This is a genomic window from Janthinobacterium sp. BJB446, from assembly GCF_002735655.1.
Classification (GTDB): Bacteria; Pseudomonadota; Gammaproteobacteria; order Burkholderiales; family Burkholderiaceae_D; genus Janthinobacterium; species Janthinobacterium lividum.
On the sequence record NZ_PDZK01000001.1, the window covers coordinates 2,611,735 to 2,626,010 of the forward strand.

Consider the following 14,276-nt stretch of genomic DNA (forward strand, 5'->3'; position numbering starts at 1 on the left):
ACTCCACAGACATTCAACAATCCCCTATTTTACGCCACGCCGACATCCACCCCGGCCCGCTGCAGCAAGGCCTGGTTGCGGGTGGACAGATGCGTCACCTGCAGATGCTTGCCCGCCTTGTCATAGCGTTCATACAAGGATTCGATGGCGGCAATGGCCGAGTGGTCGGCCATGTGCAGGTGCCGGCAATCGAGAATGACGCGGGCCGGGTCCGACGCTGGCTGGAACAGTTCCTGGAAATGCGTGGTGGAAGCAAAAAACAGCGTGCCATGCGGCAGGTACACGCGCACGCCGGCGCTGCTGTCATCGATATCGGCACGCATTTCACGCGCATGCTGCCAGGCAAAATTCAAGGCGGCGATGACGATGCCGCACAGCACGGCCATCGCCAGGTCCGTGAATACGGTAATGACCGTCACGGCAACGATCACCAGCGCATCCTGCAAAGGCACCTTGCCCAGTACGCGCAAGGAACCCCAGGCAAACGTCTGCTGCGCCACGACGAACATCACGCCCACCAGGGCGGCCAGCGGGATGCGCTCGATCAGCGGCGACAGGAACAGGATGAACAGCAAAATCATCACGCCGGCCGTCACGCCCGACAGGCGCGAACGGCCGCCCGAGCTCAGGTTGATCATGGTCTGCCCGATCATGGCGCAACCGCCCATGCCGCCAAACAGGCCGGAAACGACATTCGATGCGCCGAGGGCGATGCATTCGCGGTTCGGATGGCCCCGCGTTTCAGTCATCTCATCGGTAAGATTAAAAGTGAGCAAAGTTTCCAGCAAGCCCACCATGGCCATCAGGGCTGCATATGGGAAAATGATATGCAAGGTCGCCATGTCCAGCGGCACGGTGGGCCAATGCAGGGCCGGCAGGCCGCCGGCGATATGCGCGAGGTCGCCCAGGGTGCGCGTGGGCAGGTGCAAGAAATGGCTGAGCACGCCCACGCCGAGGATGGCCACCAGCGCGGGAGGCACGGCCTTCGTGATGCGCGGCAGCACGTAGACAATGGCCATGGTCAGCGCCACCAGCGCGCCCATCACATACAAGGGCATGCCTTGCAGCCACGCTTCGCCCTGCGGCGTGGCCTGGCGAAAGTGTTCCAGCTGGGCCATGGCGATGACGATGGCCAGGCCATTCACAAAGCCCAGCATCACCGGATAGGGCACCATGCGGATCAGCTTACCCAGCCGCAAGATGCCGAACAAGGCCATCAGGATGCCGCTCAGCACCACGGTGGCCAGCAGGTATTGCACGCCATGTTGCGCCACCAGCGCCACGATGACGACGGCCATGGAACCGGCGGCGCCGGAAATCATGCCGGGGCGTCCGCCAAAAATGGCCGTGAATGCGCAAATGATGAAGGCGCCATACAGGCCCATCAGGGGATTCAATTGCACCACCAGGGCAAAGGCGATGCATTCAGGCACCAGGGCAAAGGAAGTGGTCAAGCCCGCCAGGACGTTCTTTTGCAGGTTCGAGAACCACTCATCCCGAAAAGTTGTGTTGATCATTGATGCGTATCCAAAGTCGGAACAGGAAAATGCCGGCCTGATGGACAATCATCAGGCACAGCCATACCAGCGGGCGTCACAAAAAAGCTGCGCTGAGGTCTATCGGAGCAGGAAAGTCGTCAGTGACTACATCGGTATGGCGGAAAGGGGAAGTTTCATCAAGGCGCCAGGCGGCGCGGCTGAGCTTGGCGGCATTATACAAGATGCGCAGCCGACAAAAGTCAGGCAAATGCGCGGACAAAAAAATAGCCCACTCGAAAGTGGGCTATTTTTTTCATCTGGAGGCGAGGACGGGAATCGAACCCGTCTAAACGGCTTTGCAGGCCGCTGCATAACCTCTTTGCTACCTCGCCAGAGGAACTGCTTGGATGGGCCTTGCGGCACACCTTGAAAACTGGAGCGGGAGAAGAGTCTCGAACTCTCGACCTCAACCTTGGCAAGGTTGCGCTCTACCAACTGAGCTACTCCCGCATTGGAGCTTGGTTACTGCTTAATCTCGCTGCGTACCGCGGCGGATAAAAAAAGGAAGCCAGCTTAGCTTCCCTTTAGAATTCTGGAGCGGGAGAAGAGTCTCGAACTCTCGACCTCAACCTTGGCAAGGTTGCGCTCTACCAACTGAGCTACTCCCGCATTGGAGCTTCTATTTTCTGCTACTGCCATTCTTGCTGTACTGCTTCAGCTTTCGCTGGAGCGGGAGAAGAGTCTCGAACTCTCGACCTCAACCTTGGCAAGGTTGCGCTCTACCAACTGAGCTACTCCCGCATACGAACCGCTATTTTACTGCTTTTTGCTACCGTTTACCAGTGCTGCTTTGCTGATCCAGCATTCACTGGAGCGGGAGAAGAGTCTCGAACTCTCGACCTCAACCTTGGCAAGGTTGCGCTCTACCAACTGAGCTACTCCCGCAGTGGACAACATTGTATCAGAAGCTCTACTACATCGCCAGTACTACTTTTTACTGCATTCGCTGTTTTTACCTATGACACGATCCAGAAAACTGGAGCGGGAGAAGAGTCTCGAACTCTCGACCTCAACCTTGGCAAGGTTGCGCTCTACCAACTGAGCTACTCCCGCGTCATCAACAACAGGCCAGCATTATAGAGGGATTACAGGGGCTGTCAACGGGCAATATCTGGTGTTTTGCAAAATATTCCGCACAAAGCAGCCGCCTGCCTATTCTTAGTGCAAATTTCCCGCTTTTTCTTTAATCAGCGGCCATGCCAGGCGCAAATAATAGAACATCGACCACACCGTCAGCACGCAGGCGATCCACAGCAGCTTCTCGCCCCACACGTGCGTGTCGATCGCGCCAAAGATCACTTCGTGGTACAGCAGCAGGGGAATGGCCGTCATTTGCGCGGCCGTCTTGATCTTGCCGATCGAGCTGACTGCCACCGATTTCGATGCACCGATCTGCGCCATCCATTCGCGCAACGCGGAAATCGTGATTTCGCGGCCGATGATGATGAAGGCCAGCACGGCATTCACACGGTCCAGCTGCACCAGCACCAGCAAGGCGCCCGCCACCATCAGCTTGTCGGCGACCGGGTCGAGGAAGGCGCCAAAGGCCGAGGTCTGGTTCCAGCGTCGCGCGAGGAAGCCGTCAAACCAGTCGGTGACGGCCGCAACAATGAAGACCAGGGTGGCAACCAGGTTCTGGTCGCCATGCAGCAGCATCGACGGCGGCAGATAAAACACGCCGACGACGAGCGGTATCAGGGCCACGCGCAGCCAGGTCAAAAGGATGGGAATATTAAAAGGCATAAGAGAGCAATCGGCCGACGGGTAAATTGAACATGAGGAAAGCGTGAAGAAAGCGCCACTAGTCTACATGGCCCCAGGGTATTAGCCTAGTCCGGTTGCCGCGGCACCGGACCAGGCCGTCATAGAACCCTCACAAAACCGTAGCGAGCGGCGGTGAGTTGCGACCGAGAAGCGCAGTAGGTTTGGTTAGGAGTTCTAATGCAGCTGCTTGTAAATCTCTTCTGCCAGCTGCGTGGAAATCCCCTCCACCGACATCAGATCCTCGATGCTGGCGTCGACCACGCCGCGCAAGCCACCAAAGCGCGACAGCAATTTCTGGCGGCGCTTGGCGCCGATGCCCTCGATCTCTTCCAGGCGCGACGTCTGGCGCGTCTTGGCCCGCTTGGCGCGCATGCCGGTGATGGCGAAGCGGTGCGCCTCGTCGCGGATCTGCGCGATCAGCATCAGGGCCGCCGATTCCTTGCCCAGTTCCTGCGCCGCGCGGCCATCGACGAACAGCAGGGTTTCCAGGCCCACCTTGCGCCCCTCCCCCTTGGCCACGCCGACGATCAGGCTGATATCGAGTCCCAGCTCGGCGAACACCTGGCGCGCCATTTCGATCTGTCCCTTGCCGCCGTCGATCAAGACCACGTCCGGCATCACGCCATCGCCATTCGCCACTTTCTCGTAACGGCGCATGAGGACCTGGCGCATGGCCGCGTAATCGTCGCCGGGCGTGATGTCGTTGATGTTGTAGCGCCGGTATTCGCCATTCTGCATGGCGTGATGGTGGAACACGACGCACGACGCCTGCGTCGCCTCGCCCTGCGTGTGGCTGATGTCGAAACACTCCACGCGCAGGCTGTCGAGGTCTTCCGTTTCCAGGCGCAGCGCTTCGGCCAGCGCGCGCGTGCGCGACTGCTGCGACCCCTGTTCGGACAACAAGCGCGCCAGCGAAATCTCGGCGCCCTTCTGCGCCATTTCCAGCCACTGGCGGCGCTGCCCCTGCGGCTGGAAGATCAGGTTGATGCGGTGGCCACACTGCTCCATCAGCGCCACCATCAGGGCTGGCTGGTCGAATTCGATATTCAGGATCAGGGTGCCGGGAATGAATTTTTCCGTGTAGTGCTGGGCCAGGAAGGCGGCCAGCACTTCCACCTCGATCGGCTCCTCGGCAATCGCCGCCGCATCGCTGAGCTGGCTGGGGAAATACGCGCGGTCGCCCAGATGGCGTCCGCCGCGCACCATGGCCAAGTTGACGCAGGCGCGCCCGCCCTGCACCAGCACGGCGAGGATGTCCACATCGGCGTCACCCGTCGTCTCCATGCTTTGCTGGTGCAGCACGCGCGACAGCGAGGCAATCTGGTTGCGCACCACCACGGCCTGTTCGAATTTTAATTCAGCGGCAAACGCGTGCATCTTCTTTTCCAGGTCGGCCAGCACTTCGCTCTGGCGCCCGCGCAGGAAGCGCGCCGCGTTTTCCACGTCGTTCTTGTAGTCTTCCTTGCTGATCAGGTCCACACAGGGCGCACTGCAGCGGCCGATCTGGTGCAGCAGGCAGGGACGGGTGCGGTTCGCATACACGCTGTCCTCGCAGGTACGGATCAGAAACACCTTTTGCAGGATCTGCATCGATTCCTTGACGGCCCAGGAGCTGGGGAACGGCCCGAAATACTGGTTTTTCTTATCCACCGCGCCCCGGTAATACACCATGCGCGGCGCATCGCCATTGGTGATTTTCAAATAGGGATACGACTTGTCGTCGCGGAACAGGATGTTGTAGCGCGGCTGCAGCGCCTTGATCAGGTTGTTTTCCAGGATCAATGCTTCCGCTTCGCTGTGCGTGACCGTCGTTTCCAGGCGTGCGATGCGCTCGACCATCATGGCGATGCGGGGACTGGCCAGGTTCTTCTGGAAGTAGCTGGAGACGCGTTTTTTCAGGTCGCGCGCCTTGCCGACATACAGCACCTTGTCGGCGGCGTCGAAATAGCGGTACACGCCGGGCAAATTCGGCAGCTTGGCGACGGTCGCCAGCACTTGCGCGCGGGGATCGGGTGGCGTTTCCGCCAAGGAAGGTTCTGGGCTTGCTTCGGTCATTGCTGGCTCATTGCGCACTTATAGTTACACTGCCTGTTCCACGATCACGAACGCGACCGCATATTCTTCCTCGTCGCTGATGGTCACTTGCGCGCTCAGGCAATTTTTCTCCATGAACTGCGCCAGCACGCCGCTGCAGATGATCATCGGCTTGCCGCTGGGGTGGTTCAGCATCTGCGCGGCGGGCCAGGTCATCGGCATGCGCAAGCCCAGGCCGATGGCCTTGGAAAACGCTTCCTTTGCCGCGAAGCGCGTGGCCAGGAAGCGCACGCCGCGCGCGGCATTCTTGGCGCTGCGGGCGCGGAATTTCTCCAGTTCCTGCGGTCCCAGTATCTTTTTCGCGAAACGCTCGCCGTGCCGCGCCAGGGCCGCCTCGATGCGGGGTATCTTGCAGATATCGGTACCGATGCCGTAGATCATGCCCTACTCCCCTGTCAAGCCCTGTGACCCAGGCGCGTGGCCACCATGATGGCCTTCATTTCGCGCACGGCATTTTCCCAGCCGACAAACACGGCGTGCGCGACGATGGCGTGGCCGATGTTCAGCTCAGCAATATCGGGAATGGCGGCGATGGCCTGCACATTGGTGTAATGCAAGCCGTGACCCGCGTTGACTTTCAAGCCGCGGCCCACGCCAAACAGCACGCCCGCCTTGATGCGCTCCAGCTCCGCCAGCTGCTCGACGCCTTGCGTATCGGCATAACGGCCCGTGTGCAGCTCGATCACGGGCGCGCCGAGCTCGGCGGCGGCAGCGATCTGCTGCTCGTCCGCATCGATGAACAGGCTCACGCGGATGCCCTCGCCTTGCAATTGTTGCACCGCCGCCTGCACTTCCTTGAAGTAGCGCACCACGTCCAGGCCCCCTTCGGTCGTCACTTCCGTGCGCTTTTCCGGCACCAGGCAGACGTCCGCCGGCTTGATGCGGCAGGCGAAATCGATCATCTCGGCCGTGACGGCCGCTTCCAGGTTCATGCGCGTCAATAATTGCGGCGCGATGGCGATCACGTCCGCATCCTTGATGTGGCGGCGGTCTTCGCGCAAATGCAGGGTGATGGCGTCGGCGCCGGCCTGTTCGGCCAGCAGTGCCGCGCGGATCGGGTCCGGATACGCGGTGCCGCGCGCATTGCGCAAGGTGGCCACGTGGTCGATGTTGACGCCCAGGTCGATGACGGGGCCGGAAGGCTGCAAAAAGCTCATATAAATGGTATCCGTAAAGTGCTGTCCTGCTGCAAACCTCAGCTACAGCTGCATTAAATCAATCAGTATCTGGCGCGTATTCAAGGTGGCGCCGCCCAGTTGATGGGCCAGCAAAAAGCGCATCAGCAGCTTGCTTTGCGCCTGCGTGGCCACGTCAAGATAATCTTCGCGCTCCATGTCGAGCAAGGTCTTGCCCGTGATCCTGGGCCAGGCGTCGGCGGCGCGCGCCGGGCGCGGCCCCCGTTCCGGGTCGACCACGTACACCTGCCCCGCCTCGACGGCCTGGCGCGTGCCCGTGCAGCGCGTCAGGTCGGCCGCCACGCCCGTTTCCTTGAGCAGGGCGCGCTCGAACTTGCGCAGCACGATGGGCGGCGGCTCATTGTGCGCCAGTTGATTCAAGGTGGCAACGTAGTGGTCGAACAGGACGGGATGCGGGTCGTCGCGCGCGAGCAATTTGACCAGCAATTCGTTCAAATAAAAGCCGCACAGCAAGGCGGTCTTTTCCAGCGGCAACATGCCACCCACCCATTCCGCACCGGTGAGGATGCGCAGCTCGGACTTGCCCGTCCAGCCCGCTTGCAGCGGCTGGAACGTCTGCAGCACGCCGCGCAACTGCGAATGGGGCCGCTTGGCGCCCTTGGCAACGAGCGCGATGCGGCCGTACTCGCGCGTAAACACGTCGACGATGAGGCTGGTTTCTTTATGCGGGTAGCTGTGCAGCACGAAGGCTGGCTGGCCCGTGATGCGGCCGTCGCGCGTGGGCGGACGGCTGCGCCGGGGTGCTGTGGGAGGTACGGCCGGCGGCGCGATGGCCACCGACGCGGGGCCAGGTGCGGAAACAGCAGGTGAAGCTGGCGCAGGATGCTGCAGCGCTGGCGTGGTGGTGCTCATGCGTGTGGCGTCGCCCCCGGGTTGCGGATTACTCGTAGCCGTAGGCGCGCAAGCCCGCCTCGTTGTCGGCCCAGCCCGACTTGACCTTGACCCAGATTTCCAGGTACACGGGGCCGCCGAACAGCTTTTCCATATCCAGGCGGGCCTGGGTGGAGACTTCCTTCAGGCGCGCGCCCTTGTTGCCGATAATCATGGACTTGTGCGTATCGCGCTCGACCAGGATGGCGGCAAACACGCGGCGCAGATCGCCTTCCTGCTCGAATTTCTCGATCAGCACGGTGCTCGTGTACGGCAGTTCGTCGCCCACGAAACGGAAGAGTTTTTCACGCACGATTTCCGAGGCGAGGAATTTCTCGCTGCGGTCCGTGATGTCGTCCGGTCCAAAGATCGGCTGGTTTTCCGGCAAGAAGCGCTTGATTTCATTCTGCAAGCCTTCCAGCTGGAAGTGCAGCTTGGCGGAAACAGGCACGATGGCGGCGAAGTCGCGCATGGCGGCGATCTTTTGCGCGAACGGCAGCAGCACGGCCTTGTCCTTCACGCGGTCCGATTTATTGATGACGAGGATGCAAGGCACTTCCTTCGGCAACAGATCCATCACTTGCTGGTCGGCCGGGCCGAACGTGCCCGCTTCGATCACGTACAGGATGACGTCCGAGGAAATCAGGGTGTTCGTCACGGTCTTGTTCAGCGTCTTGTTCAGCGCGTTCGAGTGGCGCGTCTGGAAGCCTGGCGTGTCGACGTAGATGAACTGCGCATCCGGCACCGTCTGGATACCCGTGATGCGGTGGCGCGTGGTTTGCGCCTTGCGCGAAGTGATGCTGACCTTCGCGCCGATCAGCACGTTCATCAGGGTCGATTTGCCCACGTTGGGGCGGCCCACGATGGCGATATAGCCACAGCGGAAGTTGTCGGGCATTTTGGTGGCTGTCATGCTAGTGTCGATTCTGTTTAGTGTGAGCGGCGATCGCCGGGGCTGCAGGAGCTTGCGCGTCGTCGCTCTGGATGGTGGCAATGCCGGCCAGCTTGAGCTGGGCGGCGCGCGGTTTGGGCTTGCGGCTGGCGGCAGGCGACTTCAACAGCGCCTGCTCTGCCACGTCCAGCGCCAGTTTGGCGGCGGCTTGCTCACCGGCGCGGCGGCTTCCGCCACGGCCGTAGACCTGGATGTTCAATTTCGGCACCAGGCATTCGATCTCGAATTCCTGGCTGTGGGCGGCGCCGTGGGTGGCCACCACGTTGTACTGTGGCAGCGAAATTTTCTTGCTTTGCAAAAACTCCTGCAGCAGGGTCTTGGCATCCTTGCCCAGGGTTTGCGGATCGACCGAATCGAGGATGGGAATGTAGAAGGCGCGGATCACCGTGCTGGCGGCATCGAAGCCCGTGTCGAGGAAAATCGCGCCCAGCAAGGCTTCCAGGGTGTCGGCGAGGATCGATGGACGGCGGAAGCCGCCCGATTTGAGTTCGCCTTCGCCCAGGCGCAGGAATTGCGACAGCTCCAGCTTTTGCGCGATTTCATACAGCGACTGCTGCTTCACCAGATTGGCGCGCAGGCGCGACAGGTCGCCCTCGTCGATGGACTTGAAGCGTTCGTACAGGATGGAAGCGACCACGCAGTTGAGGATGGAGTCGCCGAGGAATTCCAGCCGCTCGTTATGCAAACTGCTGTGGCTACGATGCGTCAAGGCTTGCTGCAACAGGCCAGCATCCTGGAACGTATAGCCTAAACGGGTTTGCAATAGCTGAAGATTCATTGTTGTTTCTGTGTCATCTGAGTAATTCGGCTGGCCGCCACGCGGGGAATCGGCGCGGCAGCCATGGCTGGTCCTTTACAGACCAGACCGGCTTAGTGTATGCCGCCCACGCGTTTCGGATTGCTGAAGTTCATCCACACCAGGAAAGCCTTGCCGACGATGTTCTCGTTCGGCACGAAGCCCCAGTAGCGGCTGTCCGCACTATTGTCGCGGTTGTCGCCCATCATGAAGTAATTGCCTTGTGGCACTACACACGTAAAACCGTCTTCGTTGTAGTTGCACGCATCCTTGTGCGGGAAATCCTTCACTTCGCGCAAGTTCAACGTTGGAGCAGGCTCGTCGTTGAGGATGCGGTGGCTCACGCCCGTCAGGTTTTCTTCCAGCTGCTTGTGGTAGACCGTGCTTTCGTCATCGAGGTAGTCGTCCAGCGGCGTGTAGGCGACTTCCTTGCCGTTCACCGTCAAGCGCTTGTTTTCATAGGTGATTTTATCACCGGGCACACCGATCACGCGCTTGATATAGTCTTGCGACATATCTTTCGGATACTTGAACACCATCACGTCGCCGCGCTGCGGATCGTTGACTTCAATGATGCGCTTGTTGACGATCGGCAAACGGATACCATAGGTGAACTTGTTCACCAGGATCAGATCGCCCACCAGCAAGGTCGGCACCATCGAGCTCGACGGGATCTTGAATGGCTCGTACAGGAACGAGCGCAGGCAGAACACGAGCGCGATGACGGGGAAGAAGCTGCCCGAATACTCGACCCAGGTCGGCTGGCGCAACAGGGCCGCCTCGATGCTGGCGCGGCTGCCGCCCGCATCGGACTTGATGCCCTCGGCAGCCAGCTTGGACTGGCGTGCGTCGAACTCGGCCAGGGCGCGGTCGGCCGCCTTGCGGCGCTGCTTGGACAGATAAAACACATCCAGGCACCAGACCAGGCCCGTCAACACCATCAGCACGAACAGGATTAAAGCGAAATTTCCTAAAATCACTTGCAGGTTCATTGATTAACCATCCACTTGTAAAATTGCCAGGAATGCCTCTTGCGGGATCTCCACGGAACCCACTTGCTTCATGCGTTTCTTACCCGCCTTTTGTTTTTCCAGCAATTTTTTCTTGCGGCTGATATCGCCGCCATAGCACTTGGCCAGCACGTTCTTGCGCAAGGCCTTCACGTTCTCGCGCGAAATGATGTTGGCGCCGATAGTCGCTTGGATGGCCACGTCGAACATCTGGCGCGGGATCAGTTCACGCATCTTGGCAGCCACCTGGCGGCCACGGTACTGGCTGTTCGAACGGTGGACGATAATCGCCAGCGCATCGACTTTTTCGCTGTTGATCAGCATGTCGACCTTGACCACGTCGGCCGCGCGGTATTCCTTGAACTCGTAATCCATCGAGGCATAGCCGCGCGACGTCGATTTCAGGCGGTCGAAGAAGTCCAGCACGATTTCGGCCATCGGCATTTCATACACGAGCTTGACCTGGCGGCCGTGGTAGCTCATGTCCATCTGGATGCCGCGCTTGCCGATACACAGGGTGATCACGGAGCCCACGTATTCCTGCGGCATGTACAGATTGACCGTGACGATAGGCTCGCGCACTTCCTCGATGCGCGACGGATCGGGCATCTTCGATGGATTGTCGACGTTGATCATGGTGCCGTCGCGCTGGATCACTTCGTACACCACGGTTGGCGCCGTCGTGATCAGATCCATGTCGAATTCGCGCTCTAGGCGTTCCTGCACGATTTCCATGTGCAGCAAGCCCAGGAAACCGCAGCGGAAGCCGAAGCCCAGCGCCTGCGACACTTCCGGCTCGTACATCAGGGCCGCGTCATTCAGTTTCAGCTTTTCCAGCGAGTCGCGCAGCGCGTCATACTGGTTCGCTTCCACAGGGAACAGGCCGGCGAACACTTGCGGCTGTACTTCCTTGAAGCCGGGCAATGGCGCGGCGGCAGGACGGTTGGCCAGGGTGACGGTATCGCCCACTTTCGCCGCCTTCAATTCCTTGATGCCGGCGATGATGAAGCCCACCTGGCCTGCCGACAATTGCGGCAAGGATTGCGACCGGGGCGAGAACACGCCGATGTCTTCCACCAGCTGCACCGAATCGGTGGCCATCAGGCGGATCTTGTCTTTTGGTTTCAGGGTGCCGTTGATGACGCGCACCAGCATGACCACGCCCACATAGGCGTCATACCAGGAGTCGACGATCAGCGCCTGCAGCGGCGCATCTGGGTCGCCCTTCGGTGGCGGCACCTTGACGATCAGCTGCTCGAGCACGTCCAGCACGCCGAAGCCCGTCTTGGCCGAGCAATGCACGGCGTCGCCCGCGTCGATGCCGATCACGTCTTCGATCTCGGCAATGGCGCTCGGAGGATCCGCGTTCGGCAAGTCGATCTTGTTCAGGACGGGCACAACTTCCACGCCCAGGTCCAGCGCCGTGTAGCAGTTGGCGACCGTTTGCGCTTCCACGCCTTGCGACGCGTCAACAACCAGCAGCGCGCCTTCGCACGCCGACAGCGAGCGCGACACTTCATAGCTGAAGTCGACGTGGCCTGGCGTATCGATCAGGTTCAGATTGTAGATCTGGCCATCGCGCGCCTTGTAGTGCAAGGCCGCCGTTTGCGCCTTGATGGTAATGCCGCGCTCGCGCTCCAGATCCATCGAATCGAGCACCTGCGCCTCCATCTCGCGGTCGGACAAGCCGCCGCACAATTGAATGATGCGGTCAGCCAGGGTCGATTTACCGTGGTCAATATGGGCGATGATGGAGAAATTGCGTATGTTGTTCATTAACTAATATAAGTGCGAAGTTGACGACACTGCTTTAACAGGAATCATGGGGATCATGCTCGGGCCAAACAGGGCCAAAACCGGGCGCCCCACTCATGATGAAAAAAAGCGCTCCGAGCAGGACATCTGCATGCCCAGGCGAGCGCTTTTGAAGCGACAGAAGCTGCTGCCTCGGACAGTAGCTTTTTCGACCTCCCCATTTTACCGGATTTCAGAGTAGAAAGCCCGTCTTATGAGGCCGGCACCGGGGCAAGCCGACATTTTCGGCTGTTTTCGGCACCAGAATGGTGCAATGCAGTGTCAATATTGACAGTTAAGCTACACCAAGCAGCGCCGCACAGCCTCTTCGTCAAGAAAATAATGACATAGCTCGGGCTGCGCCAGGTCGCCAAACAGCACCGGCACCAGTTCATCGAAACGGGCCAGCAGCGAGGCATCGGGCGAGGCATCGATATCGATCACGTCCACGGTAAACGGTGTTTCAGGCGGCTGCAGCAGGAGCAAGGCATCGAGCATGTCCTGGCATAAATGGCAATAACTGCGGGAATAGAGGGTGAAGTGCATAGCGGGAAGAATACCGCATCCCGGCTGCGGCCGGAATGCGGGATGATCACATAGTTACTTCGCCGATGGACGCAGCGAAACGAATTGCGCCACGTCGCCACGGCGCACCAGCACGGCCGATGTCTTCTTCGGATCGAGCTTGGCGACCAGGGCGTTGAATTGCTTGGCGTCTTTCACGGCAACATTATTCAATTGCAAGATCACGTCGCCAGGCTGCAGGCCAGCCAGGGCCGCCACACCATCCGCCTCGTCGACCAGCACGCCCGCGTCGATCTTCAATTCCAGCTTTTTCGCGGCCGGCACGTCGCTGACCTTCAGTCCCAGTGCGTTGACGGCTTGCGCTTCCGGCTCCTTGGCGCCCTTCTTCGCCGTCTTCTCGCTTTCCAGCTCGACGACGGTGACGGGAATGTCCTGCTGCGCGCCCTTGCGCCAGACCGTTATCGTGGATTTGCCGTTGACGGCGGCACCGCCTACCAGGCGCGGCAGATCGGACGAACGCTCGATCTGAGCACCGTTGAATTTCAGGATGATGTCGCCTGGCTTGATGCCCGCCTTGTCGGCCGGACCGCCCGGCTCCACCATCGATACTTGCGCGCCCTTGGCGTTCGGCAAGCCCAGCGATTCCGCCACGTCCTTGCTCACTTCGCCGATCTGCACGCCGATGCGCCCGCGCACAACCTTGCCCGTCTTTTTCAGCTGCTCGCCCACGCGCATGGCTTCATCGATGGGCACGGCAAACGAAATGCCATTGTAGGCGCCGGACAAGGTGGCGATCTGTGAATTGATGCCGATCACTTCGCCGCGCATATTGATCAGCGGACCGCCCGAGTTGCCAGGGTTGACTGCCACGTCGCTCTGGATCAGCGGCAAGTAGTCGCCCGTGTCGCGCGACTTGGCGGAAATGATGCCGGCCGTCACCGTATTTTCCAGGTTGAACGGCGAGCCGATGGCGATGACCCACTCGCCCACGCGGATCTTGTCCGAGTCGCCGATGGTCAGGCGCGGCAGGTTGCCGCCCTCGATTTTCAGCAGAGCAACGTCGGTACGCGCATCCGCACCAATCACCTTGGCCTTGAATTCGCGCTTGTCCGTCAAGGTCACGTACACCTCGTCGGCGCCATCGACCACGTGGGCATTGCTCAGCACATAGCCATCGGCCGAGATGATGAAGCCGGAACCGACGCCGCGCTGCACTTCCTGCTCCTGCGGCACGGCGCGGCGGCCTCCGCGTGGCGCCTGCTGGCGCGGCGTGGGCATGGCGCCGCCAAAGAAGCGGCGCAGGAATTCCTGCATTTCCTGCTCATCCTGGCCGCCCACGCCAGCCCCGGCGGCGCCCATTTTCAGGCGCTCGGTGGTGCGGATATTCACCACGGCCGGGCCGACGGCATCGACCAGGTCCGAAAAATCAGGCAGTTTCACGGAAGGCACGGCGGCCTGCGCCTGCGGCGCCAGGCCCAGCATGGTGGGAGCAAGGAAGACGCCAGCCGTACCGAACAATAAGGCGGAAAGCGTCTTCACTGAAAACGACTTGCTGGCGGCACACATGTTTTTTTTCATGGAAAGGATCTTTTCGAGTATATATAAACGGTAAACGGATCAAAACGCGGATCAGGCAATTGCCTGCGCGCATGATTGGCCGTCATGACGGAAAACCAGGGGCAAACCCACCTGACAGCGCGCATGGCAAACAATGCAACAATATATCGCAAAAGCAAG

At 60.3% G+C, this 14,276-nt stretch carries 12 protein-coding genes and 6 tRNA genes; all 18 read right to left on the reverse strand.

The window, feature by feature from the left end; all coding sequences use genetic code 11:
* Window positions 1–29 precede the first annotated feature (29 nt).
* Window positions 30–1,517 (reverse strand): SulP family inorganic anion transporter, encoded by a 1,488-nt coding sequence (locus tag CSQ92_RS11485; RefSeq protein WP_099394177.1) that lies wholly within the window; start codon window positions 1,515–1,517, stop codon window positions 30–32.
* A 279-nt stretch (window positions 1,518–1,796) separates the two neighbouring features.
* Window positions 1,797–1,870 (reverse strand) — tRNA-Cys (locus CSQ92_RS11490).
* Between the two features lie 42 nt (window positions 1,871–1,912).
* Window positions 1,913–1,988 (reverse strand) — tRNA-Gly (locus CSQ92_RS11495).
* A gap of 83 nt (window positions 1,989–2,071) precedes the next feature.
* Window positions 2,072–2,147: transfer RNA gene (locus CSQ92_RS11500), tRNA-Gly, on the reverse strand.
* 56 nt (window positions 2,148–2,203) lie between these two features.
* Window positions 2,204–2,279, reverse strand: a tRNA-Gly gene (locus tag CSQ92_RS11505).
* A gap of 68 nt (window positions 2,280–2,347) precedes the next feature.
* Window positions 2,348–2,423, reverse strand: a tRNA-Gly gene (locus tag CSQ92_RS11510).
* 92 nt (window positions 2,424–2,515) lie between these two features.
* Window positions 2,516–2,591, reverse strand: a tRNA-Gly gene (locus CSQ92_RS11515).
* A 105-nt stretch (window positions 2,592–2,696) separates the two neighbouring features.
* Window positions 2,697–3,281 carry a CDP-diacylglycerol--glycerol-3-phosphate 3-phosphatidyltransferase gene (gene pgsA / locus CSQ92_RS11520; protein ID WP_034749601.1) on the reverse strand — a complete coding sequence of 195 codons (585 nt, stop codon included), beginning with the start codon at window positions 3,279–3,281 and terminating at the stop codon, window positions 2,697–2,699.
* Between the two features lie 195 nt (window positions 3,282–3,476).
* Window positions 3,477–5,357 (reverse strand): excinuclease ABC subunit UvrC, encoded by a 1,881-nt coding sequence (uvrC, locus tag CSQ92_RS11525; protein ID WP_034779218.1) that lies wholly within the window; start codon window positions 5,355–5,357, stop codon window positions 3,477–3,479.
* Between the two features lie 24 nt (window positions 5,358–5,381).
* Window positions 5,382–5,777, reverse strand: coding sequence for a holo-ACP synthase (acpS, locus tag CSQ92_RS11530; RefSeq protein ID WP_099394178.1), 396 nt, complete (start codon window positions 5,775–5,777; stop codon window positions 5,382–5,384).
* Between the two features lie 14 nt (window positions 5,778–5,791).
* Window positions 5,792–6,553: a pyridoxine 5'-phosphate synthase gene (gene pdxJ, locus CSQ92_RS11535; protein ID WP_099394179.1), complete on the reverse strand. Its 762-nt coding sequence runs from the start codon at window positions 6,551–6,553 to the stop codon at window positions 5,792–5,794.
* Window positions 6,554–6,595: 42 nt separating this feature from the next.
* On the reverse strand, window positions 6,596–7,444 hold the full coding sequence (gene recO / locus CSQ92_RS11540) for a DNA repair protein RecO (RefSeq protein ID WP_099394180.1): 849 nt from the start codon (window positions 7,442–7,444) through the stop codon (window positions 6,596–6,598).
* Between the two features lie 28 nt (window positions 7,445–7,472).
* Window positions 7,473–8,375, reverse strand: coding sequence for a GTPase Era (era, locus tag CSQ92_RS11545; protein ID WP_034749612.1), 903 nt, complete (start codon window positions 8,373–8,375; stop codon window positions 7,473–7,475).
* A 1-nt stretch (window position 8,376) separates the two neighbouring features.
* Window positions 8,377–9,192: a ribonuclease III gene (rnc, locus tag CSQ92_RS11550; protein WP_034749615.1), complete on the reverse strand. Its 816-nt coding sequence runs from the start codon at window positions 9,190–9,192 to the stop codon at window positions 8,377–8,379.
* 92 nt (window positions 9,193–9,284) lie between these two features.
* Window positions 9,285–10,202 (reverse strand): signal peptidase I, encoded by a 918-nt coding sequence (lepB, locus tag CSQ92_RS11555; RefSeq protein ID WP_034749618.1) that lies wholly within the window; start codon window positions 10,200–10,202, stop codon window positions 9,285–9,287.
* Window positions 10,203–10,205: 3 nt separating this feature from the next.
* Window positions 10,206–11,996, reverse strand: coding sequence for a translation elongation factor 4 (lepA, locus tag CSQ92_RS11560; protein ID WP_034749621.1), 1,791 nt, complete (start codon window positions 11,994–11,996; stop codon window positions 10,206–10,208).
* Between the two features lie 318 nt (window positions 11,997–12,314).
* Window positions 12,315–12,560: a glutaredoxin family protein gene (locus CSQ92_RS11565; protein ID WP_099394181.1), complete on the reverse strand. Its 246-nt coding sequence runs from the start codon at window positions 12,558–12,560 to the stop codon at window positions 12,315–12,317.
* Between the two features lie 54 nt (window positions 12,561–12,614).
* The gene (locus tag CSQ92_RS11570) at window positions 12,615–14,117 is read right to left on the reverse strand and encodes a DegQ family serine endoprotease (protein WP_070255333.1); all 1,503 of its coding nucleotides are present in this window, start codon (window positions 14,115–14,117) and stop codon (window positions 12,615–12,617) included.
* Window positions 14,118–14,276 lie beyond the last annotated feature (159 nt).

Bases quoted from the DNA above. Each gene is read 5' to 3' on its own strand.
- CSQ92_RS11565 (WP_099394181.1), bottom strand. From the start codon at position 12,560: ATGCACTTCACCCTCTATTCCCGCAGTTATTGCCATTTATGCCAGGAC.
- lepB (WP_034749618.1), bottom strand. From the start codon at position 10,202: ATGAACCTGCAAGTGATTTTAGGAAATTTCGCTTTAATCCTGTTCGTG.
- recO (WP_099394180.1), bottom strand. From the start codon at position 7,444: ATGAGCACCACCACGCCAGCGCTGCAGCATCCTGCGCCAGCTTCACCT.
- lepA (WP_034749621.1), bottom strand. From the start codon at position 11,996: ATGAACAACATACGCAATTTCTCCATCATCGCCCATATTGACCACGGT.
- pdxJ (WP_099394179.1), bottom strand. From the start codon at position 6,553: ATGAGCTTTTTGCAGCCTTCCGGCCCCGTCATCGACCTGGGCGTCAAC.
- pgsA (WP_034749601.1), bottom strand. From the start codon at position 3,281: ATGCCTTTTAATATTCCCATCCTTTTGACCTGGCTGCGCGTGGCCCTG.
- rnc (WP_034749615.1), bottom strand. From the start codon at position 9,192: ATGAATCTTCAGCTATTGCAAACCCGTTTAGGCTATACGTTCCAGGAT.
- era (WP_034749612.1), bottom strand. From the start codon at position 8,375: ATGACAGCCACCAAAATGCCCGACAACTTCCGCTGTGGCTATATCGCC.
- CSQ92_RS11485 (WP_099394177.1), bottom strand. From the start codon at position 1,517: ATGATCAACACAACTTTTCGGGATGAGTGGTTCTCGAACCTGCAAAAG.
- uvrC (WP_034779218.1), bottom strand. From the start codon at position 5,357: ATGACCGAAGCAAGCCCAGAACCTTCCTTGGCGGAAACGCCACCCGAT.
- acpS (WP_099394178.1), bottom strand. From the start codon at position 5,777: ATGATCTACGGCATCGGTACCGATATCTGCAAGATACCCCGCATCGAG.
- CSQ92_RS11570 (WP_070255333.1), bottom strand. From the start codon at position 14,117: ATGAAAAAAAACATGTGTGCCGCCAGCAAGTCGTTTTCAGTGAAGACG.